Origin of the sequence: Kitasatospora sp. NPDC059812, from assembly GCF_042732075.1 — a bacterium.
GTDB lineage: Bacteria > Actinomycetota > Actinomycetes > Streptomycetales > Streptomycetaceae > Kitasatospora.
On the sequence record NZ_JBHWIO010000063.1, the window covers coordinates 1 to 24,263 of the forward strand.

The 24,263-nt window shown below is 73.7% G+C and carries 5 protein-coding genes; all 5 read left to right on the top strand.

Translation table 11 applies throughout. From position 1 onward, the window contains the following. Window positions 1-21,651, top strand: a 21,651-nt coding sequence (locus tag ACFV6D_RS26965) for a non-ribosomal peptide synthase/polyketide synthase (protein WP_380561375.1), incomplete at its 5' end; no start/stop codon positions are given. A gap of 3 nt (window positions 21,652-21,654) precedes the next feature. Beyond that, window positions 21,655-21,870, top strand: a complete 216-nt coding sequence (locus ACFV6D_RS26970) for an MbtH family protein (protein WP_380561376.1) — start codon at window positions 21,655-21,657, stop codon at window positions 21,868-21,870. A gap of 11 nt (window positions 21,871-21,881) precedes the next feature. After that, window positions 21,882-23,129, top strand: a complete 1,248-nt coding sequence (locus ACFV6D_RS26975; RefSeq protein ID WP_380561377.1) for a cytochrome P450 — start codon at window positions 21,882-21,884, stop codon at window positions 23,127-23,129. A 30-nt stretch (window positions 23,130-23,159) separates the two neighbouring features. Beyond that, window positions 23,160-23,909 (top strand): SRPBCC family protein, encoded by a 750-nt coding sequence (locus ACFV6D_RS26980; RefSeq protein ID WP_380427847.1) that lies wholly within the window; start codon window positions 23,160-23,162, stop codon window positions 23,907-23,909. Between the two features lie 11 nt (window positions 23,910-23,920). Then, window positions 23,921-24,121: a hypothetical protein gene (locus ACFV6D_RS26985; protein ID WP_380561378.1), complete on the top strand. Its 201-nt coding sequence runs from the start codon at window positions 23,921-23,923 to the stop codon at window positions 24,119-24,121. Window positions 24,122-24,263 lie beyond the last annotated feature (142 nt).

The window sequence follows — 24,263 nt, forward strand, 5'->3', positions numbered from 1 at the left end:
AACCGGCCGGGCCTGACCGCCGGGCGGTTCGTGGCGGACCCGTTCGGTCCGAGTGGTTCGAGGATGTACCGCACCGGCGACCTGGTGCGCTGGGGCACGGACGAGAACCTGGAGTTCCTCGGGCGCACGGACGACCAGGTGAAGATCCGGGGCTTCCGGGTGGAGCTCGGCGAAGTCGAGGCCGTCCTCGCCGAGCACCCGCAGGTCGCTCGGGCCGCCGCCGTGGTGCGTACCGAGGACGAACCCCGGCTGGTCGCCTATGCCGTCGCCGAGCCCGGTGCCACGGTCACCGACACCGCCCTGCGCGAACACCTCCGGGCGCGGTTGCCCAAGCACATGGTGCCGTCGGCGCTCATGGTGCTGGACGTCCTGCCGCTGACCCCGAACGGCAAGCTCGACCGGCGGGCCCTGCCAGCGCCCGAGCGGCAGTCGGCCGTGCCGGGCCGCGCTCCGCGCTCCGCGGTCGAGCACCTGCTCGCAGGCCTGTTCGCAGAGGTGCTCGGAGTGTCCGAGCCGGGGCTGGACGACAGCTTCTTCGACCTCGGCGGGCACTCCCTGCTGGCCACCCGGCTGGTCGCCCGGGCCCGGTCGGTGCTGGGTGTGGAGCTGGGGCTGCGCGACCTGTTCGACGCGCCGACGGTGGCGGAACTGGCCGCGGCGGTGGACATCGCCGGCCGGGCGCGCCCGGCGCTCGGGCGGCGCGAGCGGCCCGAGGCCGTCCCGCTGTCCTTCGCGCAGCGCCGGCTGTGGTTCCTGCACCGGATGGAGGGACCGAGCGCCACCTACAACATCCCGCTGGCGCTGCGGCTTTCCGGACACCTGGACCAGCGGGCCCTGGACGCCGCCCTGGCGGACGTGGTCGAGCGGCACGAGAGCCTGCGCACCGTCTTCCCGGTGGTCGACGGCGTGCCGGGCCAGCGGGTGCTGGAGGCAGACGAGGCACGGCCGCGGCTGCGGGTCACCGAGGCCGGCGAGCGCGACCTGCCGGACCTTCTGGCGGAGGCGGCGCGGCACGGCTTCGAGCTCGCCGAGGAGCCGCCGCTGCGTGCCGAGCTCTTCCGGCTCGGCACCGAGGAGCACGTGCTGCTGCTGGTGGTGCACCACATCGCCGGTGACGGCTGGTCGGCGGGCCCGCTCCTGCGGGACCTGAGGACCGCCTACGCGGCCCGTACCGAGGGCGCGAAGCCCGAGTGGGCCCAACTGCCCGTCCAGTACGCCGACTACGCCCTCTGGCAGCGGGAGCTGCTCGGTGACGGCGCTCACCCGGACAGTCTGCTGAGCGGCCAGCTCGCCTACTGGCGGGAGCAGTTGGCGCACCTGCCCGACCAGGTGGAGCTGCCCTTCGACCGGCCCCGGCCGGCCGCGATGTCCTACCGGGGCGCCCACCTGCCGGTGCGGATCGACGCCGAGTTGCACGAGGGCCTGCGCGCGCTCGCCCGCGACGGTGGCGCCAGCCTGTTCATGGTGCTCCAGGCCGGGCTGGCCGCCCTGCTCGGCAAGCTCGGCGCCGGCACCGACGTACCGATCGGCACGCCGATCGCGGGACGCACCGACGAGGCCCTGGACGACCTGGTCGGATTCTTCGTCAACACCCTCGTGCTGCGCACCGACCTGTCCGGCGACCCGTCGTTCGCCGAACTGCTGGGCCGGGTGCGTTCCGACGCGCTGGCCGCGTACGCGCACCAGGACGTGCCGTTCGAGCATCTCGTGGAGGCACTGAACCCGACCCGGACACTGGCGCACCACCCGCTCTTCCAGACCATGCTCGCCCTGCAGAACGCCCCGCTCGGCGCCTTCGACCTGCCGGGGCTGCGGGTGACGGCCGATCTGGTGCACACCGGTACGGCCAAGTGCGACCTGACCTTCATCCTGGCCGAACAGCCGGGTACGGAGGGGCTGTCGGGCGTGGTCGAGTACAGCACCGACCTCTTCGACGAGGCCACCGTGGCGGGGATCGTCGACCGGTGGCTGCGGCTGCTGCGCGCCGTCGTCGCCGACCCCGGCCGACGGATCGGCCGGGTGGACGTGCTGTCCGCCGAGGAACTCCGCGCGCTGCTCCCGGCCCGTACCGAGGAGGAGGACGCGCCGTGCAGCAGCCTGACCGCGCTCTTCGAGCGGCGGGTCCGGACCAACCCGGCCGCCGTCGCCCTCACGGATGGTGAAGTAACCCTTTCCTACGGCGAGTTGAACACCCGCGCCAACCGGCTCGCGCACGCGCTCATCGACCGGGGCGTGGGCCCGGAGCGGCTGGTGGCCCTGGCCCTGCCGCGCTCGGCGGACCTGGTCGTCGCGGTGCTCGCGGTGGTCAAGGCCGGCGGCGCCTACGTGCCGATCGACCCGGCGTACCCTGCGGCCCGGATCTCCTACCTGCTCCAGGACACCCGGCCCGCGCTGCTCGTCACGACGAGCGGTATCGGCGAGCTGCCGGGGGCGGACCACCTGGACCGGCTGCTGCTGGACTCCGCCGACCTGGACGGGCTGCCGGACACGGACCCGGGGGTCACCGTCGATCCCGGCCACGCCGCCTACGTCATCCACACCTCCGGCTCCACCGGCAACCCCAAGGGCGTCGTGGTTCCGCACCACAACGTGGTGCGGCTGTTCCGGACGACGGAGGAGCTGTTCGGCTTCACCGCCGAGGACGTCTGGACGCTCTTCCACTCCTACGCCTTCGACTTCTCGGTGTGGGAGCTGTGGGGCGCGCTGCTGCACGGCGGCCGTCTCGTGATCGTGGACCATGAGACCAGCCGCTCGCCCGGCGCGTTCCTGGAGCTCCTCGCCCGCGAGCGGGTGACGGTGCTCAACCAGACGCCGTCCGCCTTCTACCAGCTGATGCAGGCGGAAGCCGAGCACCCGCGTGAACTCGCCCTGCGCACGGTGGTCTTCGGCGGTGAGGCACTGGAGCACGCCCGGTTGGCGAGCTGGTACGAGCGGCACCCGGAGGACGCGCCCCGGCTGGTCAACATGTACGGCATCACCGAGACCACCGTGCACGTCACGTACGCGGCGCTCGACCGGTCCGGCACCGCAGCCGGCCAGATCGGCGCGGGCCTCCCGGACCTGCGGACGTACGTGCTCGACGACGGCCTGCGGCCGGTGGCCCCGGGCGTGCCCGGCGAGCTGTACGTGGCGGGCGCCGGGCTGGCGCGCGGCTACCTGAACCGGCCGGGCCTGACCGCCGGGCGCTTCGTCGCCGACCCGTACGGGCCGGCGGGCAGCCGGATGTACCGCAGCGGCGACGTGGTGCGCCGGGCTGCGGAAGGCAGCCTGAGCTTCGTCGGCCGGGCCGACCAGCAGGTGAAGGTGCGCGGCTTCCGGATCGAGCTCGGCGAGATCGAGGCGGCGCTGGCGGCGCTCCCCGGCGTCGCCCAGGCGGCCGTCCTGGCCCGGCAGGACCGTGCCGACGACACCCGACTGGTCGCCTACCTGGTCCCGGCCGCCGGTGCCACACCGCGCCCGGCGGACCTGCGCGCGTACCTGACCGAGCGGCTGCCGGAGCACATGGTGCCGTCGGCGTACGTCCTGCTGGACGCGCTGCCGCTGACCGCCAACGGCAAGCTGGACCGCCGGGCCCTGCCCGCCCCCGACCTCGCCCCGACGGCCGCCGGCCGTGCGCCGCGCACCCCGCAGGAGCAGGTCCTCTGCGAGCTGTTCGCCGAGGTTCTGGGCGTCGCCTCGGCCGGCGTCGAGGACGGCTTCTTCGACCTCGGCGGGCACTCCCTGCTCGCCACCCGCCTGGCCGCCCGGATTCGCGCGACCCTCGGTGTCGAGATGCCGCTGCGTACCCTGTTCGAGGCGCCGACCCCGGCTGCCCTGGCCGCCACCCTGGCGGCGGCCGGACCGGCGCAGGCCGCCCTGGCACGGCGCGAGCGCCCCCACGTGATCCCGCTGTCGTTCGCGCAACGCCGGCTGTGGTTCCTGCACCAGCTGGAGGGCGCCAGCGCCAACTACCACATCTCCCTGGTCTGGCGGCTGTCCGGAGATCTGGACCGGCGGGCCCTGGAGGCCGCGGTCGCGGACGTGGCGGCCCGGCACGAGAGCCTGCGCACCGTCTTCCCGGCCGTGGACGGCGTGCCGTACCAGCAGGTGCTGGACGTCGTGGCCGGCCGCCCGCGGCTGGACGTGAGCCGGACCACCGAGGACGGGCTGCCGGGCGCGCTGACGACCGCGAAGGCCCGTCCGTTCGACCTGGCGGTCGATCTGCCGCTGCGCGCCGGGCTGTTCGAGATCGCGCCGGACGAGCACGTACTGCTGCTGGTCATGCACCACATCGCGGGTGACGGCTGGTCGTTGGGCCCGCTCACGCAGGACCTGACCGCCGCCTACGCGGCGCGCTGCCAGCGCGAGGAGCCGCAGTGGGCGCCGCTGCCCGTGCAGTACGCCGACTACACCTTGTGGCAGCACGAACTGCTCGGCGACGCCACCGACCGGGACAGCCTGTTCGCGGGCCAGGCGGCCTACTGGACCCGGCAGTTGGCCGGGCTGCCGGAGCAGATCCAGCTGCCCACCGACCGGACCCGCCCGGCGGTCGCCTCCCACCGGGGCGGCTCCGTGCGTGCAGGGCTGGACGCCGAGCTGCACCGCGGTCTGCGCGAGCTCGCCCGTGAGCACGGGACCAGTCTGTTCATGGTGCTCCAGGCAGGACTTGCCGCGTTGCTGAGCAAGCTCGGCGCCGGCGACGACATCCCGGTGGGCAGCCCGGTCGCGGGCCGGACCGACCAGGCGCAGGACGAGCTGGTCGGCTACTTCGTCAACACCCTGGTGTTCCGTACCGACACCTCGGGCGATCCGACCTTCGCCGAGCTGCTGGGCCGGGTCCGGGACACCGCGCTGGCCGGGTACGCCCACCAGGACCTGCCGTTCGAGTACCTGGTCGAGGTCCTGAACCCGTCCCGGTCGCTGTCGCACCACCCGTTGTTCCAGGTCATGCTGGTGCTGCAGAACGCTCCTCGGGCCGACTTCGCGCCTCCCGGGCTGCGCGTCGAGGACGTGCCGTCGACGTCGACCACCGCCAAGCTCGACCTGATCTTCACCATGTCGGAGCGGCACGGGCAGGACGGTCCCCCTGGGCCTGGCGGCTCGGGAGGTGCCCCCACCCCGGAGGGGATCGACGTATTCGTCGAGTACACCAGTGACCTCTACGACCCGGCCACCGTCGAGACGATGATCGGGAGGTGGGAGCGGCTGCTCCGCGCCGCGGTCGCCGACCCGCGGCGGCGGCTCAGCCGGATCGGCCTGCTCAGCGCCGAGGAGCACGCCGAGCTGACGGCGCTGGGCACCGGCCCGGCGGCCCAGGCCTTCACCGGGAGCCTGCCGGAGCTGTTCCGTGAGCAGGTCCGGCAGGCTCCGGACGCCCTCGCGGTTGTCGCGCCGGAAGCGTCGCTGACGTACGCGGAGTTGGACGCGCGGGCGAACCGGTTGGCGCATGCGCTGATCGCGCGGGGTGCGGGGCCGGAGCGGTTGGTGGCGGTGGCGCTGCCGAGGTCGGCCGAGCTGGTGGTGGCGATCCTCGCGGTGCTGAAGACGGGCGCGGCGTACCTCCCGGTCGATCCGGAGTACCCGGCCGCGCGGATCGGGCACATGCTCGACGACGCCCGGCCGGTCATGGTGGTGACCGACACCCGTACCCGGGATCGGCTGCCGGCCGGTCCGGCCGGTCGGCTGGTGGTCGACGACCCGGAGACGGCCGAGCTGGTCGCGGGCTGCCCGGTGACGGACCCCGCGGTGGCCGTCGACCCGGGCCACCCGGTCTACGTCATCTGCACCTCCGGTTCGACCGGCAAGCCCAAGGGCGTGGTGGTGACGCACGGCGGCCTGTTCAACCTGTTCGCCGACCAGCGCTCGCTGGTCTTCCGGATCAAGGAGCGCATGCGGATCGGGCTGACCACGTCCGTGTCGTTCGACGCCTCCTGCGACCAACTGTTCGCCCTGTTCGCCGGGCACGAGCTGCACGTCCTGGACGAGGCGACCTGGACCGACCCGGACGCCTACCTCGAGTACGCCGCGCGGGCCGGGCTGGACACTGTCGGCGGAACCCCGTCCTACCTGCAAGTCCTTGTCGATCACGGCCTCTTGACCCACCCGCGGTGGCGTCCCTCGATGGTCGGGTTGGGTGGTGAGGCCGTTCCGGAGCAGCTGTGGGAGCGGCTGCGGGCGGCCGGCGAGGTGTTCTCCCTGAACTACTACGGGCCGGCCGAGTGCACGGTGGACTCGGTCTACGCGCCGGTGGAGTCGAGCGCGCGCCCGGTGATCGGGCGGCCGCTCGGGGGCGTCCGGCTGCACGTGCTCGACGCCGCGTTGCAGCCGGTGCCCGCCGGTGTGCCGGGTGAGCTGTACCTCGCCGGTGCGGGCCTCGCGCGCGGCTACCTGAACCGGCCGGGTCTGACCGCGGGACGGTTCGTGGCGGACCCGTTCGGTCCGAGTGGATCTGAGCCCCTCGCCCCCAGCCTGGCGGCTGGGAGGTGCCCCCAGCCCGAAGGCGGGCAAGGAGGGCGGATGTACCGCACCGGTGACCTGGTGCGGTGGAACCCGGAGGGGAACCTGGAGTTCCTCGGCCGTACCGACGACCAGGTCAAGGTGCGCGGCTTCCGGATCGAACTCGGCGAGATCGAGACCGCACTGGCGGAACACCCGCAGGTCGCGCGGGCCGCCGTGATCGTCCGGCAGGACCGGGCGCGGGACACCCGCCTGGTCGCCTACCTGGTTCCCGCCACCGGGGCGGCGCCTCGGCCGGAGGACCTGCGGGCGCACCTGCGCGAGCGCCTGCCGGACTACATGGTGCCCGCCGCGTTCGTCTCCCTCGACGCCCTGCCGTTGAACGCCAGCGGCAAGGTGGACCGGCGCGCCCTGCCCGAGCCCGAGTCCACCGCGACGCAGGCCGGCCGGGCAGCGCACACTCCTCAGGAACAGGTGCTGGCCGGACTGTTCGCCGAGGTGCTGGGCCTGCCCGGGGTCGGCGTCGACGACGACTTCTTCGACCTCGGCGGGCACTCCCTGCTGGCCACCCGGTTGGTGGCCCGGGTCCGTGCGACGCTGGGCGTGGAGCTGCCGCTACAGGCCCTGTTCCGCAGCCCGACCGTGGCCGGGCTGGCCGCCGGGCTGGGCGGGGCGGACCAGGCCCGGCTGGCTCTGGAGCGGGCAGAGCGGCCCGACCGCGTGCCGCTGTCGTCCGCACAGCGAAGGCTGTGGTTCCTGCGCCAACTGGAGGGCGCCGACTCCGTCTACAACATGCCGCTCGCGTGGCGGCTCTCGGGACCGCTGGACCCGGCGGGCCTGGAGGCGGCGCTGGGCGACCTCGTCGACCGGCACGAGACCCTGCGCACGGTCTTCCCGGCCGAGGGCGGTGTGCCCCACCAGCAGGTGCTGCCCGTCGGGGAGGTGCGCCCGAGGCTGTCGGTCGCCCCGGCCGACGAGCCGGCCCTGCCGGAACTGCTGACGGCGGCCGCGGCGCGCGGATTCGACCTCGCCACCGAACCGCCGCTGCGCGCCGAGGTGTTCGAGCTCTCGGCGGACGAGCACGTGCTGCTCCTGGTGATGCACCACATTGCCGGCGACGGCTGGTCGCTGGGCCCGCTGGCGGCCGACCTGGCCACCGCGTACGCGGCCCGCCGCCGGGGCGAGGAGCCGCAGTGGGCGCCGCTGCCCGTGCAGTACGCCGACTACACCCTGTGGCAGGACCGGCTGCTCGGCGACGCGGACGACCAGGACAGCCTGTTCTCCCGCCAGGCGGACTACTGGAAGCGGACGCTGGCGGACCTGCCGGAGCAGATCCCGCTCCCGGCCGACCGCCACCGCCCTGCGGCGCCCTCCTACTCCGGCGGCCACCTCGCGATCGAACTGGACGCCGAACTGCACGCCGGGCTGCTCCGGTTGGGCCGGGAGCACGGCGCCAGCGTGTACATGGTGCTGCAGGCCGCCCTGACATCGCTGCTGGACAAGCTCGGCGCGGGCACGGACATCCCGGTCGGCAGTCTGATCGCCGGCCGGACCGACGAGGCCCTGGACGACCTCGTCGGGTTCTTCGTCAACACCCTGGTGCTCCGCACGGACACCAGCGGCGACCCGTCCTTCGCCGAACTGCTGGGCCGGGTCCGGGAGGGCGCGCTCGGCGCGTACGCGCACCAGGACCTGCCGTTCGAGCACGTCGTCGAAGCCCTCAACCCGTCCCGGTCGCTCACCCGGCAGCCGTTGTTCCAGGTGCTGCTCGCGCTGCAGAACGTGCCCCGCACCGAGTTCGCGCTGAGCGGCCTGGCCACCGAGATCGTGCTGGTGCGGACGCCGACGGCGATGTTCGACCTCGGCATCCACCTGCTGGAGCGCGGCGGCACCGGCGGGCCCGCCGAGGGCATCGTCGGGCGGGTCGAGTACAGCACCGACCTGTTCGACCACGCCACGGTGGAGGTACTGGTCGCCCGGTGGCTGCGGCTGCTGGCGGTGGTGGTCGCCGAGCCGGACCGGCCGCTGAGCCGGATCGACGTCCTCACCGCCGAGGAGCGGCACGAGCTGCTGGTCGTCCGCAACGGCACCGCCTGCCCCGCTCCCGTCGAGAGCCTGCCCGCGCTGTTCGAGGCGCAGGTCCGGGCGACCCCGGCGGCCGAGGCGGTGGTGTTCGAGGACACCGCGCTGACCTACCGCGAGCTGAACCGCCGGGCCAACCGCCTGGCCCACGCGCTGATCGCGCGCGGGGTGGGGCCGGAACAGATCGTCGCCCTGCGGCTGCCGCGCTCGGCGGAGCTGGTGGTCGCCGTCCTCGCGGTGCTCAAGACGGGGGCGGCCTACCTGCCGGTCGACCCGGACTACCCGGCGGCCCGCATCGCGTACATGCTGGAGGATGCGCGCGCGGCCGTGGTGCTCGACGACCTCGCGGACGTCACACCCGCCGGGGACCACCCGGAGACCGACCCCGTCGTCACCGTGGACGCACGGCACCCGGCCTACGTCATCTACACCTCCGGTTCCACCGGCCGGCCCAAGGCCGTGGTGATGCCCGCCGCCGGGCTGCTGAACCTGCTGGAGTGGCACCATGAGGCCGTCGGCGGTGAACCCGGCACGCGCACCGCGCAGTTCACCGCGATCAGCTTCGACGTCTCGGTGCAGGAGATGCTCTCCGCGCTGCTGTACGGCAAGACCCTGGTGGTGCCGACGGAGGAACAGCGCCGCAGCGCCGAGCAGTTCGCCCACTGGCTGGACCGGCACGAAGTCGAGGAGCTGTTCGCACCCAACCTGGTGATCGAGGCGCTCGCCGAGGCCGCGGAGGAAGCCGGGCTGGAGCTGCCGGGCCTGCGGCTGATCGCGCAGGCCGGCGAGGCGATGCGCCTGAGCGGTGCGGTGCGCCGCTTCCAGGCCCGCGGGCCCGGCCGGGTGCTGCACAACCACTACGGCCCGGCCGAAACCCACGTGATCACCGCCTACCCGCTGCCGGCCGACCCCGCTGACTGCCCGTCGCCGGTGCCGATCGGCCGTCCGATCGCCAACTGCCAGGTGTACGTGCTGGATGCGGCGCTGCGGCTGGTCGCCCCCGGCGTGCTGGGTGAGCTGTACCTGGCCGGGGCGGGCCTGGCCCGCGGCTACCTGAACCGGCCCGGGCTCACCGCCGGGCGCTTCGTCGCCAACCCGTTCGAGGTGGGCAACCGGATGTACCGCACCGGGGACCTGGTGCGCTGGCGGGCCGACGGGGAGCTGGAGTTCGCCGGCCGGGTCGACGACCAGGTGAAGGTGCGCGGGTTCCGGGTCGAGCCGGGCGAGATCGAGGCGGAGCTGACCGCGCACCCAGGCGTCGCCCAGGTCGCGGTGCTCGCCCGGGAGGACCGGATCGTCGCGTACGTCGTCCCCGTGGCCGGGCGAGGGGCGACCGTGGCGGCGCTGACGGCGTACCTGCGCGACCGGGTGCCGGAGTACCTGGTGCCGTCGGCGTTCGTGCTGCTGGAGGCGTTGCCGCTGACGCCGAACGGGAAGCTGGACCGGGCGGCGCTGCCGGCGCCCGAGGCCACGACCAGGGAGACCGGCCGGGCGCCGCGCACGCCGCAGGAGCAGATCCTGTGCGAGCTGTTCGCGGAGGTGCTGGGCCGGGGCCAGGTCGGGGTCGACGAGGACTTCTTCGCGCTGGGCGGGCACTCGCTGCTCGCCACCCGGTTGGTCTCGCGGATCCGGGCGACCCTCGGGGTCGAGCTGGAGCTGCGCAGCCTGTTCCGGACGCCGACACCGGCCGGGCTGGCGGCCGGGCTGCACGACGCCGGCACCGCTCGGCAGGCCCTGGTGCCCCGGCCCCGCCGCGAACCGATGCCGCTGTCGTTCGCCCAGCGCCGGCTCTGGTTCCTCCAGCAGTTCGGGGCACCGAGCGCCACCTATCACATGCCGCTGGCCCTGCGGCTGTCCGGAGATCTCGACCGGGCCGCGCTGAGCGCAGCGCTCGCGGACGTGGTGGCCCGGCACGAGACCCTGCGCACGGTCTTCCCGCACACCGCCGGAATCCCGTACCAGCGGGTGCTGGACAGCACCGAGGTCGCCGTCCCGCTGAGCGTACGCGCGGCCGGCGAGGCGGAGCTGCCGGGGCTGCTGCGCGAGGCGGCGGTGCGCGGCTTCGACCTGACCGCGGAAGTGCCGCTGCGGGCTGACCTGTTCGAACTCTCGGCGGACGAGCACGTGCTGCTGCTGGTGATGCACCACATCGTCGGGGACGGCTGGTCCATGGGCCCGTTGTCCGCCGACCTGGCCACCGCCTACGCCGCCCGGCGGGGTGGCGGGGCGCCGGCGTGGCCGCCGCTGCCGGTGACGTACGGCGACTACACGCTGTGGCAGCACGAGATCCTGGGCGACGAGCACGACGGGGACAGCCTCTTCGCCCGGCAGGTCCGGTACTGGAGCGAGGAGCTGGCCGGGCTGCCCGAGCAGCTGCAACTGCCTGCCGCCCGGCCGCGCCCGGCCACCATGTCGTACGGCGGCGACCTGCTGGAGCTCCGGATCGACACCGAACTGCACGCGGCGCTGGTGGAGTTGGCGCGGCGCTCGGGTGCGACCCTGTTCATGGTGCTGCAGGCCGCGCTCGCGGCGCTGTACACGCGGCTGGGCGCGGGCACGGACATCCCGATCGGCAGCCCGATCGCGGGCCGCACCGACGAGGCGCTGGACGAGTTGGTCGGGTTCTTCATCAACACCCTGGTGCTGCGGACGGACACCAGCGGCGACCCGAGCTTCACGGAGCTGCTGGGGCGGGTGCGGGAGACGGCGCTGTCGGCGTACGCGCACCAGGACGTGCCGTTCGAGCACCTGGTGGAGGTGCTGAACCCGTCCCGCTCGCTCTCCCACCACCCGCTGTACCAGACCGGGCTGGTCGTGCAGAACGCGCCGGGCGGTGACTTCGAGCTGCCGGGCCTCCGGGTCTCCGGGGTGACCGTGCTCACCGGGACCGCGCGGCTCGACCTGACCTTCGGGTTCGCGGAGGAGCACGGGCCCGACGGCGCGCCGGCCGGGCTCAGCGGTGCGGTCGAGTTCAGTACCGACCTGTTCGACCGCCCGACGGTCGAGTCGATGGTCACCCGGTGGACCAGGCTGCTGGCCGCGGTCGCCGCCGCGCCCGACCAGCCGATCGGCGGGATCGAGCTGCTGTCGGCCGAGGAGCGCCGCGAGCTGCTGCCCGTCGTCGAGGGCGGGGCGGCAGGGGTGAGCCTGCCGGAACTGTTCGCCGAGCAGGTGGCGGCGGTGCCGGACGCGGTCGCGCTGGTGTGCGGTGATGCGGAGTTGACGTACCGGGAGTTGAACGTTCGGGCGAACCGGTTCGCGCATGCGTTGATCGCGCGGGGTGTGGGGCCTGAGCAGCTGGTGGCGGTGGCGTTGCCGCGCTCGGTGGAGTCGGTGGTGGCGGTCCTGGGCGTGCTGAAGGCCGGGGTGGTGTATCTGCCGGTGGATCCGGCGTACCCGCGGGCGCGGATCTCGTTCATGCTCGACGACGCCCGTCCTTTGGTGGTGGTCGACGACCCGGGGATGGTGGGCGACGGAGACTGGCCGGACACGGATCCGGTGGTCGCGTTCGACGTCCGGCATCCGGCGTACGTGATCTACACGTCGGGTTCGACCGGCCGCCCCAAGGGCGTGGTGGTGAGCCACGGCGGGGTGTCTGGTCTGGTGGCGGCGCAGGTCGAGCGGCTCGGCCTGGCGCCGGGCAGCCGCGTCCTCCAGTTCGCCTCGCCCAGCTTCGACGCGTCGTTCTGGGACCTGTGCAGCGCCCTGCTGACCGGCGCCACCCTCGTGCTCGCCCCGTCCGAGGCCCCGCTGGAGGCCCTGACGGACCGCCGGCTCGACGTCACCCATGTGACCCTGCCGCCCTCGGCCCTGGCGGCGGTGGACAGCACCGATGTCACGGCCGGCACCCTGGTGGTGGCGGGCGAGGCCTGCCCGCCGGAGCTGGTGGCGCGGTGGGCGCCGGGGCGTCGGATGGTCAACGCGTACGGCCCGACGGAGACGACGGTGTGCGCGACGATGAGCGCCCCGCTGGCGGCGGGCACTGGCGTGCCGCCGATCGGCCGAGCGGTCGCGGGCTTCCGGGTGTACGTGCTGGACGAGCGGCTGCGCCTGGTACCGCCGGGCGTCGCGGGGGAGCTGTACGTCGCGGGGCCGGGGCTGGCTCGCGGGTACCTGAACCGGCCGTCCCTGACGGCGGGCCGGTTCGTCGCCTGCCCGTTCGAGGCGGGCAGTCGGATGTACCGCACCGGGGACGTGGTGCGGCGCCGGACCGACGGCGAGTTGGAGTACGTCGGCCGGGCGGACCAGCAGGTGAAGGTGCGCGGCTTCCGCGTCGAACTCGGCGAGATCGAGGCCGCCCTGGCCGAGCACCCCGCCGTCGCCCAGGCCGCCGTCCTCACCGACGGCGACCGGCTCGTCGGCTACGTGGCGGCCCGTCCCGACGTGGCCGTCCGTCCGGCGGAGCTGGCGGCACACCTGCGCGACCGGCTGCCGGACTACCTGGTGCCGGCCGTGTTCACGGTGCTGGACGTGCTGCCGCTGACGCCCAACGGCAAGCTCGACCGCGCCGCGCTGCCCGCTCCCGACCTCGGTTCGGCCGAGGTCGGGAGGGCGCCGCGCACGCCGCAGGAGCAGATCCTCTGCGAGCTGTTCGCCGAGGTGCTGGGCCGGGCGCAGGTCGGTGTCGACGACGACTTCTTCGACCTGGGCGGGCACTCCCTGCTCGCCACCCGGCTGACCGCGCGGGTGCGCTCGGTGCTCGGCGTGGAGCTCGGGCTGCGCGCGCTCTTCCAAGCGCCCACCGCTGCGGGGCTGGCCGAGGCGTTGGCCGGGGCTGGCCGCGTCCGTCCGGCGCTGACGGTTCACGAGCGGCCGGAGGCGGTGCCGCTCTCCTTCGCCCAGCGTCGGCTCTGGTTCATGCACCGCATGGACGGCAGCGCCGCGACCTACCACATCCCGCTGGCGCTGCAACTGACCGGAACGCTCGACCGGGCGGCGCTGGACGAGGCGCTGGCCGACGTGGTGGCCCGGCACGAGAGCCTGCGGACGGTGTTCCCGGAGGTCGACGGCGTCCCGTGCCAGCGGGTCCTGGACCCGGCCGAGGCCCGGCTCCGGGCCGGGCTGACCGAGGTCTCACAGGCCGAACTGCACGACCGGCTCGCCGAGTTCGCCCGGCGGCCCTTCGATTTGGCGGCGGAGCCGCCGCTGCGGGCGGAGCTGTTCGCGGTCGCGCCGGACGAGCACGTGCTGCTGCTGGTCATGCACCACATCGCCGGTGACGGTTGGTCCACCGGCCCGCTGGCCCGCGACCTCGCCGAGGCGTACGCGGCCCGCTGCGAGGGTCGGACGTCGAGCCGGGCGGCCCTGCCGGTGCAGTACGCGGACTACACGCTGTGGCAGCGCGAGCTGCTCGGCGACGCCGCCGACCCGCAGAGCCGGTTCGCCGAGCAGCTCGACTACTGGAAGCGCCAGCTGTCCGACCTGCCGGAGCTGATCCAGCTGCCCGCCGACCGGCCGCGGCCGGCCGTCGCCGGTTGGCACGGAGACCACGTCGGTCTGGAGCTGAGCCCCGAACTGCACGCCGCTCTGACCGAGTTGGCGCGGAACACCGGCACCAGTCTGTTCATGGTGCTGCAGGCGGCGCTGGCAGCGTTGTACACGCGGCTGGGGGCGGGGACGGACATCCCGATCGGGAGTCCGATCGCGGGGCGCACGGACGAGGCGCTGGACGAGCTGGTCGGGTTCTTCGTGAACACGCTGGTGCTGCGGACGGACACGAGCGGTGATCCGAGCTTCACCGAACTGCTCGGGCGGGTGCGGGAGACCTCACTGTCGGCGTACGCGCACCAGGACGTGCCGTTCGAGCACCTGGTGGAGGTGCTGAACCCATCCCGGTCGCTGTCCCACCACCCGCTGTTCCAGACCATCCTGGCCGTGCAGAACGCCCCGATGGGCCGGTTCTCGCTGCCCGGCCTGGAGGTCGCCACCTACGCGGTGGCCACCGGAACCGCCAAGTTCGACCTCGGGGTGAGCCTCGTCGAGCAATTCGGTCCGGCCGGGGAACCGGCTGGGATCGCCGGCGCGGCGGAGTACGCCACTGACCTGTTCGACCGTTCGACGGTCGAGGCCCTCGTGCGGCGCTGGACGCTCCTGCTGGAGGCGGTCACCGCCGATCCTGACCTGGCGATCGGGGGGATCGACCTCCTCGACTCCGACGAGCGGATTCGGCTGCTGGAGCGGGGCAACGCGACTGACCGTGAGGTGGGCGCCGTGCCGGTGCCGCAGGCGTTCGCGGTGCAGGTGGCGGCGACGCCGGACGCGCTCGCCCTGGTGTCCGGTGGTGCCGAGTTGACGTACCGCGAGTTGAACGCCAGGGCGAACCGGTTTGCGCATGCGTTGATCGCCCGCGGGGTCGGTCCGGAGCAGGTCGTGGCGGTGGCGCTGCCGCGTTCGGTGGAGTCGGTGGTGGCCGTGCTGGGTGTCCTGAAGGCGGGTGCCGCATACCTGCCGGTGGATCCGGCGTACCCGGCGGCGCGGATCTCGTACATGCTGGAGGACGCCCGCCCGGTACTGGTGGTCGATGATCCGGCGCTGGTGGGCGACGGAGACTGGCCGGACACGGATCCCGTGGTCGCGCTCGATGTCCGGCATCCGGCGTACGTGATCTACACCTCGGGTTCGACCGGGCGCCCCAAGGGCGTCGTGGTCGCCCACGGCGGCGTGGCCAGTCTGGTCGCCGCCCAGATCGAGCGGTTCGCGATCGATCCCGACAGTCGGGTGCTGCAGTTCGCCTCGCCGAGCTTCGACGCCTCGGTGTCGGAGATCTTCACCGCCCTGCTGTGCGGTGCGGCCCTGGTGCTGCCTCCGGCGGCGGAGCCGGTCGCCGCGCTGACGGACCCGGGGCTCGCGGTGACCCACGCGACCGTGCCCCCGTCCGTCCTGGCGGCCCTGCCGGAGGGCGCGGTGACGGTGTCGACCCTGGTGGTGGCGGGCGAGGCCTGCCCGTCGGAGCTGGTGGCGCGCTGGGCGCCGGGTCGGCGGATGGTCAACGCGTACGGTCCGACGGAGACGACGGTGTGCGCGACGATGAGCGACCCGCTGTCCCCGGGGGTGGGCGTGCCGCCGATCGGGCGGCCGATCGCCAACGCGCGGGTGTACGTGCTGGACGAGCGGCTGCGGCCGGTGCCGCCCGGCGTGCCCGGGGAGCTGTACGTCGCGGGCGCGGGGCTGGCGCGTGGCTACCTGAACCGGCCGGCCCTGACGGCCGGGCGCTTCGTCGCCTGCCCGTTCGAGGCGGACGGCGCCCGGATGTACCGCACCGGGGACGTGGTGCGCTGGCTGGCATGGGGGTCCCCCCGGCCGGTGGGGGCACCTCCCGGCCGCCAGGCTGGGGGCGCTGGGGGAGGCCAGCTGGAGTACGTCGGCCGCGCCGACGACCAGGTGAAGGTGCGCGGCTTCCGGATCGAGCCCGGCGAGATCGAGACGGCCCTGGCCGAGCACCCCGCCGTCGCCCGGGCCGCCGTCCTCGCCCAGGACGACCGGCTCATCGGCTACGTCGTCCCCCGCCGGGACACCGGCCGCGACGACAGCCGCGAAGCCGACCACGTGGGCGAGTGGCAGGACATCTACGACGCCCTGCCCATCACCCCCGAGGAAACCGCCTTCGGCCAGAACTTCGTCGGCTGGAACAGCAGTTACGACGCGAGCCCGATCCCCGTCGAACAGATGCGGGAATGGCGCGACGCCACCGTGGCCCGCATCCTGGCCCTGCGCCCCCGCCGCGTGCTCGAGGTCGGCGTCGGCACCGGCCTGCTCCTCTCGCAGATCGCACCGCACTGCGAGACCTACTGGGCGACCGACTTCTCCGCCACCGCGATCGACGCGCTGGCCGCCCAGGTCGCCCGGCAGGAACAACTGGCCGACCGCGTCGTCCTGCACACCCGCCCGGCACACGACACCGACGGCCTGCCCGCCGGGCACTTCGACACCATCGTCATCAACTCGGTGGTGCAGTACTTCCCGTCCGCCGACTACCTCGCCGACGTGATCGGGAAGCTGATGGGGCTGCTGGCCCCCGGCGGTGCGCTCTTCGTCGGCGACGTCCGCAACCTGCGGCTGCTGCGCCCGCTGGCCACCGCCGTCCAGCTGCACCGGGCCGCCGACGGCGCCGACCTGCCCGCCGTGCGGCGCGCGGTGGAGCAGTCCCTGCTGGTGGAGAAGGAACTCCTGGTCGACCCGGACTTCTTCACCGTCCTGCGGGAGAACGGCGCGGACGTCGGCGCGGTGACGGTGGAGGTCAAGCGGGGCCGCCATCACAACGAGCTGACCCGCTACCGCTATGACGTGACGCTGCACAAGCCACCGGTCACCCCGGCGGGCCCGGACCGGTCGGTCGAGCTGGCGTGGGGGCAGCAGGTCGCCGGGCCGGCCGAACTGCGCGAGCTGCTCGCCCAGCCGCCCGTCGGAGTGCTGCGGATCACCGGGGTGCCGAACCGCCGCGTGGCGCGGGAGACCGCTCTGGCCCTGGCGGTGCAGAACGGGGACCGCGGTTCGCTCGCCGAACTGCTGGAACGGTTGCACGCCCCGGAGGACGGCGACCTCCCTGACCCGGAGGATTTCCACGCCCTCGGGTCGGAGTTCGGCCGCTCGGTGTCCGTCACCTGGTCGGCCACCGCGGCGGACGCCGTGGATGTCGTCTTCACCGACCCGCAGGGGCTTCACGGCTCCCCGGTCGAGCCGTACCGGCCGGCCGGGACCACCGGCAGGCCGCTGGCGGCGCTGACCAACCGCCCGACCGGCAGCCGGGGTACCGGTGCCCTCATCGGCGAAATCCGTGACTGGCTGCGTGGCCGGCTGCCCGACTACCTGGTCCCGTCGGCGTTGGTGGTGCTGGAGGCGCTGCCCCTGACGGCCAACGGAAAGCTCGACCGCCGCGCGCTGCCCGCCCCCGACCTCGGCCCGGTCGCGGCCGGGCGGGCGCCGCGTACCCCGCAGGAGCAGCTGCTCGCCGAACTCTTCGCCGACGTGCTGGGCCTGGCGCAGGTCGGCGTCGACGACAGCTTCTTCGACCTCGGGGGGCACTCCCTACTGGCGACCCGGCTGGCCTCCCGGGTCCGGGCCACCCTCGGCGCGGAGCTGGAGGTCCGGACGCTGTTCGAGAGCCCGACCGTGGCCGCCCTGGCGGCCCGCCTGGACGGCTCCGGAACGGCCCGGCCCGCGCTGACCGCCCAGCCGCGCCCCGACCGGGTTCCGCTGTCCTTCGCCCAGCGCCGCCTGTGGTTCCTGCACCGGATGGACGGGCCGAGCGCCACCTACAACATGCCGCTCGCGCTGATCCTGACCGGTGAGCTCGACCGCCCGGCCCTGCACGCCGCGCTCGCGGACGTGGTCGCCCGGCACGAGAGCCTGCGGACGGTCTTCCGCGAGACGGACGGCGTGCCGTACCAGGTCGTGCTGAGCGCCGCGCAGACGTACCCCGCGCTGCCGGTGGTCGAGCTCGACGAGGCCGCACTGGCCGAGCGGCTGGCGCAGACGGCTCGGCGCGGCTTCGAGCTGGACGCGGAGCCGCCGGTCCGGGCGGAGCTCTACGCCCTCGCACCCGAACGGCACGCGCTGCTGGTCATGGTGCACCACATCGCCGCCGACGGCTGGTCGATGGGCCCGCTCTCGGGTGACCTCGCCGCGGCCTATGCGGCCCGCTGCCGGGGCGAGGCACCGCAGTGGTCCCCGTTGCCGGTGCAGTACGCCGACTACAGCGCCTGGCAACGCGACCTGCTCGGTGACGCCGCCGACCCGGACAGCCTGTTCGCCCGGCAACTGGCCTACTGGAAGGAGGAGCTGGCCGGCGTCCCGCAGCAGCTGCAGTTGCCCGCCGACCGGCCGCGGCCGCCGGTGGCCTCTCAGCGGGGCGACCGGGTCGTGGTCCGACTGGACGCCGAACTCCACCAAGCGCTGCGGGACCTGGCCGCCGCGCACGGCGCCAGCATGTTCATGGTGCTCCAGGCCGGACTCGCGGCCCTGCTCACCCGGCTCGGCGCCGGCACCGACATCCCGGTCGGCAGCCCCATCGCCGGCCGTACCGACCAGGCGCTGGACGAGCTCGTCGGGTTCTTCGTCAACACACTGGTGCTGCGCACCGACACCGCGGGCGACCCGGGCTTCGCCGAACTCGTCGGCCGGGTGCGGCAGAAGGCGCTCACCGCGTACGACCACCAGGACGTGCCGTTCGAGTACCTGGTCGAGGTGGTCAACCCGGCCCGGTCGCTGGCGCACCACCCGTTGTTCCAGGTCATGCTGGCCCTGCAGAACGCACCGGTCGGCGAGTTCGCGCTGCCGGGGCTGGAGACCGGACACCTGGAGGCGCCGACCGGGACCGCGCGGGTCGACCTGACGTTCAGCCTGGCCGAGCAGTTCCGCCCGGACGGCACCCCCGACGGCCTGGTCGGTGCGGTGGAGTACGCCACCGACCTGTTCGACGCGCCCACCGTGGAGCTGCTGTTCGAGCGCTTGGCCCGTCTGCTGCGCGCGGCGGTCGCCGACCCCGACCGGCCGATCAGCCGGATCGACATCATGCCCGTCGAGGAACGCCGCCGACTGCTCGCCGGGTCCAACGGTGCCGCGGCCGAGCTGCCCGAGGCCGCGGTGCCGGAGCTGTTCGCCCGCCAGGTGCGAGCCACCCCGGAGGCGGTCGCGGTCGTGGCCGGCGGCACCGAACTGACCTACGCGGAGCTCGACCAGCGGGCCAACCGCTTGGCGCGGGCGCTGATCCGCCAGGGCGTGCGGCCGGAGACCCCGGTCGCGGTCATGCTGGACCGCTCGGCGGAGCTGGTCGTGGCGATCCTGGCGATCATCAAGGCCGGCGGTGCCTACGTGCCGCTGGACTCGCGCTTCCCCTCCTCCCGGATCGACCTGATCCTGCGGGAGAGCGGGGCCGCCCTGGTGCTCACCCAGGAGGTGCTCACCGCGCTGGTGCAGTCCGAGGCCGCCGATCCCTCCGGCGTCGAAGTTCGCTGTGAACCAGGGCAGTTGGCGTACATCATGTACACCTCCGGCTCGACCGGCCGGCCGAAGGGCGTGGCCGTCACCCACCATGACGTGGTGGGCCACGCGCTGACCCCCGAGTTCCGCGGCGGCGGACACGAGCGGGTGCTGATGCACTCCCCGACGGCCTTCGACCTCTCCACCTACGAACTATGGGTGCCGCTGCTCAACGGCGGCCGGGTCGTGGTCGCACCGCCGGAGCAACTCGACCTCGACCTGCTCCAGCACACGATCACCTCGCACGGGGTGACCGGACTGTGGCTCACGGCCGGACTGTTCCGCCTGGTCGCCGAGGAGCGCCCGGGCCTGCTCGCCGGGGTGCGCGAAGTGTGGACCGGCGGCGACGTGGTCTCCCCGGCCGCCGTCGCCAGGGTGCTGACGGCATGCCCCGGCATCGAGGTGGTCAACGGCTACGGGCCCACCGAGGCCACCACCCTGGCCACCTGCCACCCGGTGGGCGTCCTGCCCGAACACGCCGCGACCGTGCCGATCGGCCGGCCGATGGCGAACATGCGCGCCTACGTGCTCGACGACAGGCTGCGCCCGGTGCCGACCGGCATGGTCGGCGAGCTGTACCTCGCGGGGACGGGCGTGGCCCGCGGCTACCTCGGGCGGGCCGGCCTGACGGCGGAACGCTTCACCGCCGACCCGTACGGGCCGGACGGGAGCCGGATGTACCGCACCGGCGACCTGGCGTGGTGGCGCGCCGACGGCGCGCTGGAGTTCGCCGGACGCGCCGACCACCAGGTCAAGCTGCGCGGCCTGCGGATCGAGCCCGGAGAGATCGAGGCGGCCCTGGCGGGCTGCCCGGGCATCGCCCAGGCGGCGGTGGTCGCCCGGGAGGACCGGCCGGGCGACAAGCGCCTGGTCGCCTACCTGGTGCCCGCCCCCGAGGGCGCGCCCGAGGCTGGGGAGCTGTCCGGCCGGCTGCGCCGCGAACTGCCGGACTACATGGTGCCGGCGGCGTTCGTCACCGTGGACGCGCTGCCGCTGACCGCCAACGGCAAGCTCGACCGGGCCGCGCTGCCGGCCCCCGAGTACGGGGCCTCGGCCGCCGGGCGCGGACCCCGGACGCCGCAGGAGCAGCTGCTGTGCGGCCTCTTCGCCGAGGTCCTCGGCCGGGAGCAGGTGAGCATCGACGACAACTTCTTCGACCTCGGCGGGCACTCGCTGCTGGCCGCCCGGCTGGCCTCCCGGGTCCGCGAGACCCTCGGTCTGGAGCTGGGCCTGCGGATGCTGTTCGAGGCGCCGACCGTCGCCGGTCTCACCGAGCGGCTGCTCATGGACGATCCCGACGACGCGTTGGACGCGGTGCTGCCGCTGCGTTCGACCGGGACCGGGACACCGCTGTTCTGCATCCACCCCGGCGGCGGCATCAGCTGGTCGTACAGCGGACTGCTGAACCACCTCGGCCCGCAGCACCCGGTCTACGCCATCCAGGCGCGTGGCCTCGGCCGGCCCGAAACCCTGCCGACGTCCTACGAGGAGATGGCGGCCGACTACGCCGACCAGATCCAGAAGATCCAGTCGGAGGGTCCGTACCTGCTCCTCGGCTGGTCCGCCGGCGGGCTGATCGCCCACGCGCTCGCCTGCGAGCTGCAGTCACGCGGCGAACGGACCGCACTGCTGGCGATCCTCGATGCCTACCCGGTGAAGGACGTGCAGTTCGCGGAGGTGCCGGTGCCCACCGTGCGCGACGTGCTCGTCGGGGTGCTCGATGTCGACCCGGACGAGCTGGGCGACCAGGAGATCACCTACGCCGAGGTCGCCGAGGTCCTGAACCGGCGGGGCAGCGCGCTGGCCGGCCTGAACGAGCGACAGATCGAGGTGATCGTCGAGATCATGATCAACAACGCCAGGCTGGCGGTCGACTTCGTCCCCGGCGACTTCGACGGAGACCTGCTGCTGTTCAACTCCACGATCGACCGGGCCGAGGACAACGCGGGGCCCGAAATCTGGCGCCCGTACGTCGCCGGCCGGATCGAATCGCACGAGATCACCACCCGGCACGACCGGATGACCCAAGCCGGCTCGCTGGCGCAGATCGGGCCGATCCTGGCCGCCAGGATCACCGAGGCCACCAGTGACACCGATGGTGCCGAGGCCACCGATGGCGCCGACGGCACCACCACCCTTTCCCACCAGGAGGACTGACCCATGACCAACCCCTTTGACGACCAAGACGGCACCTTCCTCGTGCTCGTCAACGACGAGAACCAGCACTCGCTGTGGCCGCAGTTCGCGGACATCCCCGAGGGTTGGACCGTCGCCCACGGCCCCGACACCAACGCCGCCTGCCTGGAGTACGTCGAGCAGTCCTGGACCGACATGCGGCCCAGGAGCCTCGCCGACGCCATGGAAGCCCAGCGGTAGCGCGGCCCGCAGTGAACCTGACCGACACCACGGACGAGGCCCGCCCCACGGCGGGCCTCGCCCCGCCCCACGACCTCGCCGCCGACCTGCTCACCCCCGAGGCCCGGCGGGACCCGTACCCGTTCTACGCCCGCATGCGGCGCGAGAGCCCCGTGCACCGCAGCGACCAGGGCATCTGGTACCTCACCCGGTACGCCGACGTCGACGCCGCCCTGAGCGACCTGCGGCTGTCCAGCGACCGGGACCGGATGACCTGGGCCCTCGGCGGCCTGGGCGGCGACCTGAAGGCCCTCAGCAGGCTCTCCGACCGGCTCGGCCGGGTGATGACCAACACCGACCCGCCGGACCACGCCCGGCTGCGCAGGCTGGCCAACCGGGCGTTCACCGCCCGGCGCGTCGAAGCCCTGCGGGACGGCGTCCAGCGGATCGTCGACCGGCTCATCGACGAGGCGGTCGCGGCCGGGCCCACCATGGACCTGATCGAGGCGGTCGCCTCCCCGTTCCCGATGTCCGTGGTCTGCGAGCTCTTCGGCATCCCGCCCGAGGACCGTCCGCAGGTCGAGACCTGGTTCCGCCGCTTCGGCCGGCTGGGCGAGGACATCGACAAGTCCGAGGAGGCGATCGGGCAGTACGAGGAGTACCTCGCCCGGCTCGTCCGCCGGCGCCGGTCCGAGCCAGGTGACGACCTGATCAGCGCCCTGGTCGCCACCCAGACGCAGGACGACCGGCTCACCGACTCCGAACTGCTGTCCACCTGTTTCGTCCTGATCACCGCCGGTGGCGAGACCACCACCCACCTGGTCGGCAACGGCATGCTCGCCCTGCTGCGCCACCCCGACCAGCTGGCCCGGCTGCGTGCGGATCCGGGGCTGGTCCGCGGCGCCGTCGAGGAACTGGCCCGCTACGACACGGTGACCCAGGCGATCGTCCGGGTCGTCGCGCAGGACCTGGAGATCGGCGGGCAACTCCTGCGCGAGGGCGAGCTGGTGTACCTGTTCCTCGGCGCGACCAACCGCGATCCCGAGCGCTTCGAGGACCCCGACCGGCTCGACCTGACCCGCCCCGGCAACCGGCACCTGAGCTTCGGCCACGGCCCGCACTTCTGCCTCGGCGGCCCGCTCGCCAGGCTCCAGGCGGAGGTGGCCGTCGGCACGCTGCTCCGCCGGCTGCCCGAGCTGCGGCTGGCCGACGGCGCTGTGCTCGATTGGCGGCCCAACCCGCTGCAACGGCGCCTGAGCGCCCTCCCGCTCACCTACTGACCCATGAACGAGGACGAAGGAGCACCGACCATGGCCCGAGAGTTCGAGGTCCGCCGGGAACAGGACCTGCCCGCCACACCCGAACAGGTCTGGGACGCGGTCGCCACCGGCGCCGGCAACCTGGGCTGGCTGTACCCGATGGAGGTCGAGCCGCGCGTCGGCGGAAAGGCCACCCGGGGCGACTCCACCGTCGTGGCCTGGGAGCCGCCGCGGCACTTCGCCGTCCGGGCAACCCAGGACGGCGGCTTCTCCAACACGCTTAGCTACCGCATCGAGCCCGCCGACGGCGGAACGAGCCGCCTGCGGATGGGGATCCACTGGGTGCACACGGGCATCGTCGACGAGGCCTGGGGGTGGGACGCCAAGTCGGACGTGGCCGAGAAGTACGTCGACTTCTACCAGCACGGCCTCGCCGAGTACCTCCGGCACTTCGCCGGCCGCCCCGCCGTCTACGTCAGGGCCCACCGCCCCGAACCCACCGCCGACCCGGCCGATTTCGCCGTGCTGCGCCGCCGCCTCGGCCTCGCCGACGACGCGACCGTCGGCGACCGGCTGCCGCTCCACCTCCCGGGCCCGGACGGCCGTCGCCAGGAGGTGGTCGTGGACTGGCTCAGCACCGACTTCGTCGGTCTGCGCGGCCCGGACGCGCTCTACCGGTTCTTCAACGGCAGCACCTGGAACGTGCCGATCTGGCTCGGCCACCACCTGTTCGCCGAGGGCGCCGACGAGCAGCAGGCCACTGCGGCGTGGACCGCCTGGCTCAACGACACCCGAGCCTAGCCAGGACCCTGATGGAAACCTCAACGGGAACACTGCTCTACGCCGCCGAACTCGTCGAGGAGAACGGCGCCTACACCCTCGTCCTCCAGGACGTGCGGCGGGACACCGTCCAGACCACCCCGGTCCCCAAGGCCATGGTCGACAGGCTCCCGACCTTCCTCTCGGCGCTCACCGCCAAGCTCAACCCGGTACCGCCGAGCCGCCGCTGGTAGACCTGCTCGCCCCCACGAGGCCGGTGGCGGGCGGGAGCCCCCGCGCCCCGGCGGCCCCCGCCGCGCCCCCGCCGGCGGCGGCCCCGCGCTGGGGGGGATACACAACTGACACGGCCGCCGACAAGTCCAGGGTAGATCGCGG